This window comes from Paenarthrobacter sp. CM16, assembly GCF_013179505.1.
In the GTDB taxonomy this organism is placed as follows: domain Bacteria; phylum Actinomycetota; class Actinomycetes; order Actinomycetales; family Micrococcaceae; genus Arthrobacter.
Window position 1 is genome coordinate 1 of sequence record NZ_JABMCX010000461.1, and the last position, 2391, is coordinate 2391.

A 2391-nucleotide genomic window follows, 5' to 3' on the forward strand; every position below is an offset into this window, starting at 1 on the left:
CAAACGTGAGTGGCCCCGTACGGTCTTTGCCCTGACCCAGGGCGAAGGCAACGTTGTGCCGCAGGTCCTGACACTGGTCCAGCTCTCGCCGCGCGAAAACTACAAGCTGTGGGGCAGCGCTCCGTTGCAGCCGGGCACCAACTTCCCGTCGTTCCCTGTTCCCCGCGAAGGAACTGAACCAGTACCTGCCGGCGACAACACCGGCCTGGCCTACAGCGGCAACGAGGCTTTGGGCATCCTGGCCGAAATGCTGACCACGCCCGACTCCCCGAACCGCAGCAAGCTGGCTGACGGCCAGGCCTCCCCGTACATCGCCGGGGCCTTGGCTTACCAGGCAGACACCGTAAAGAACGGGACCAGCGCCAACTTCAAGTTCACCCACACGCCTGTGACCAACCAGACCGTGGTGCTGCGCACCGCTGACGGCGGCGCCCTGGTGGTGGGCCGGCTTGACTTCGCCTTCGAGGGCACGCCCAAGGCAGCAGGAGACAAGCTCTTGCTCGAGGACGACTCTGCCGTTTTTGCCGGGGGTAAGGAAACCACAACGGGCATGGTGCTGAACTTCGCCGAGTCCGTGGCGGTCTACATTCCGCCGGCAGGATCTGCCGATCCCATGAAGCTCGTGGCAGCTACCCGTGGCTTGGTGGGGGCCAGCTTCAAGTAGGCAATGACGCTGCAGGCAGCGGCTAGAGTGGATGGTATGAGTTCGCCCGGATACCGACCCACTCCAGCCGCTGCCAGCCAGCTCAACCTTCGCGGCGCCGTAGACCTTTCGTCTCTGCGCCGCCCGGCCGCACCCCCGGCGCCGCCCGCTCCAGCGGACAGTTCCGCACGCGACGCCGCCGCCCACGGTGATGACACCCATGAAGGCGCCGGCAGGGCGCCAGTTCGGGTGGACGCCACCGAAACCAACTTCCAGGATCTGGTGCAGTTGTCTGCACAGATTCCTGTCCTCTTCCTTCTCTGGTCCCGCTATGCACCGGAATCGCCGGCAGTCCTCGAAGCCACTGAGCGCGTCGTGGAAAGTTACGGCGGTCGGCTGGTTCTCGCCGCGGCCGACGTCGATGCCTTCCCGCAACTGGCCCAGGCCTTCCAAGTGCAGGCTGTCCCCACGGCAGTGGCCGTGGTGAAGGGCCAACCGGTTCCGCTTTTCCAGGGTCCCGCCGATGACGGGCAGATCCGCGACCTCGTGGAGGAGCTCCTCAAGGTAGCTGCTGCGAACGGCGTTACCGGAAGTATTGGTGACGCCGCCGGCCAAGGCGAAGACGCTGAGCCTGAGCCCCTCCCGCCCCTGCACCAGGCCGCCCTGGATGCGATTGAGGCCGGTGACTACGCCGCAGCTGCTGCATCCTACAAGCAAGCGCTCCTTGAGCAGCCGGCCGACGCTGACGCCAAAGCCGGGCTGGCCCAGGTTGAGCTGATGGCCAGGCTGGAAAACCTTTCCGCCCCCGAGGCGGAAAGCCTCCGTGATCTCGCCGCCCGGGAGCCGGATAACCTTGACGCCCAGCTGGGCGTTGCTGACCTCGACGTTTCCGGGGGACACGTTGAGGACGCTTTCAGCCGCATCATCACGTTCATCGGTAGGAACTTCGGCCCCGAACGCGAGACTGCGCGCGTACGGCTTCTTGAACTCTTCGAGGTAGTCGGCACCACGGACCAGAGGGTTGCCAAGGCCCGTCAAGGACTTGCGAGGGTTCTTTTCTAGTGCCTTCCGCACTGTTCTCCCCACTGCAGCTGCGCTCACTGAACATCCCGCACCGGGGGTGGGTATCTCCCATGTGCCAGTACAGCTGCCATCCGGAGACCGGCGAGGGCGTCCCCAACGACTGGCATCTGATGCACTTGGGTTCCTTCGCCGCCGGTGGTGCCGCTTTGATCATGAGCGAGGCAGCAGCAGTCAACGCCGTGGGCAGAATCAGCCCGTTGGATGCAGGCCTGTACTCAGATGAGCAGGCTGCGGGGTGGGAACGCATTGTTGATTTTGTCCATCGGCATGGTGCCGTGGACTGCAGGATCGGGGCCCAGTTGGCCCACGCGGGGCGCAAGGCCTCCACGTATTGGCCGTTCGCCGATCAGTCGGGCTCTGTGCCATTGTCCGACGGCGGTTGGGTGACCGTGGGACCGGGGCCCCGGCCATTCGATGGCTACGCCGCTCCGGCGACGATGAGCGAGAACGAGATCCTGGATGTAGTGGACGACTTTGCTGCAGCGGCCTCCCGGGCCGTTGCCGCGGGTTTTGACACCGTGGAGATTCACGGCGCCCACGGATACTTGTTGCACCAGTTCCAAAGCCCCCTCATCAATACCCGGACTGATAGTTGGGGAGGGAACGAGGACGGGCGCAACAAACTCCTGCTCAGCGTGGTGGACGCTGTCCGCAACACCATCCCG

1 protein-coding gene and 2 pseudogenes are annotated in these 2391 nt (G+C 64.8%); all 3 read left to right on the forward strand.

The annotated features are described in order from the left end of the window. Positions 1 to 664, forward strand: a pseudogene (locus HP499_RS23425) (hypothetical protein); the annotation flags it as partial. A gap of 36 nt (positions 665 to 700) precedes the next feature. Further along, on the forward strand, positions 701 to 1705 hold the full coding sequence (locus HP499_RS23430; RefSeq protein WP_172326449.1) for a tetratricopeptide repeat protein: 1005 nt from the start codon (positions 701 to 703) through the stop codon (positions 1703 to 1705). Continuing rightward, positions 1705 to 2391: pseudogene (locus tag HP499_RS23435) on the forward strand (NADH:flavin oxidoreductase/NADH oxidase); the annotation flags it as partial. The gene HP499_RS23430 and the pseudogene HP499_RS23435, both read left to right, overlap by 1 nt.

Bases quoted from the DNA above. Each gene is read 5' to 3' on its own strand.
- HP499_RS23430 (WP_172326449.1), top strand. From the start codon at position 701: ATGAGTTCGCCCGGATACCGACCCACTCCAGCCGCTGCCAGCCAGCTC.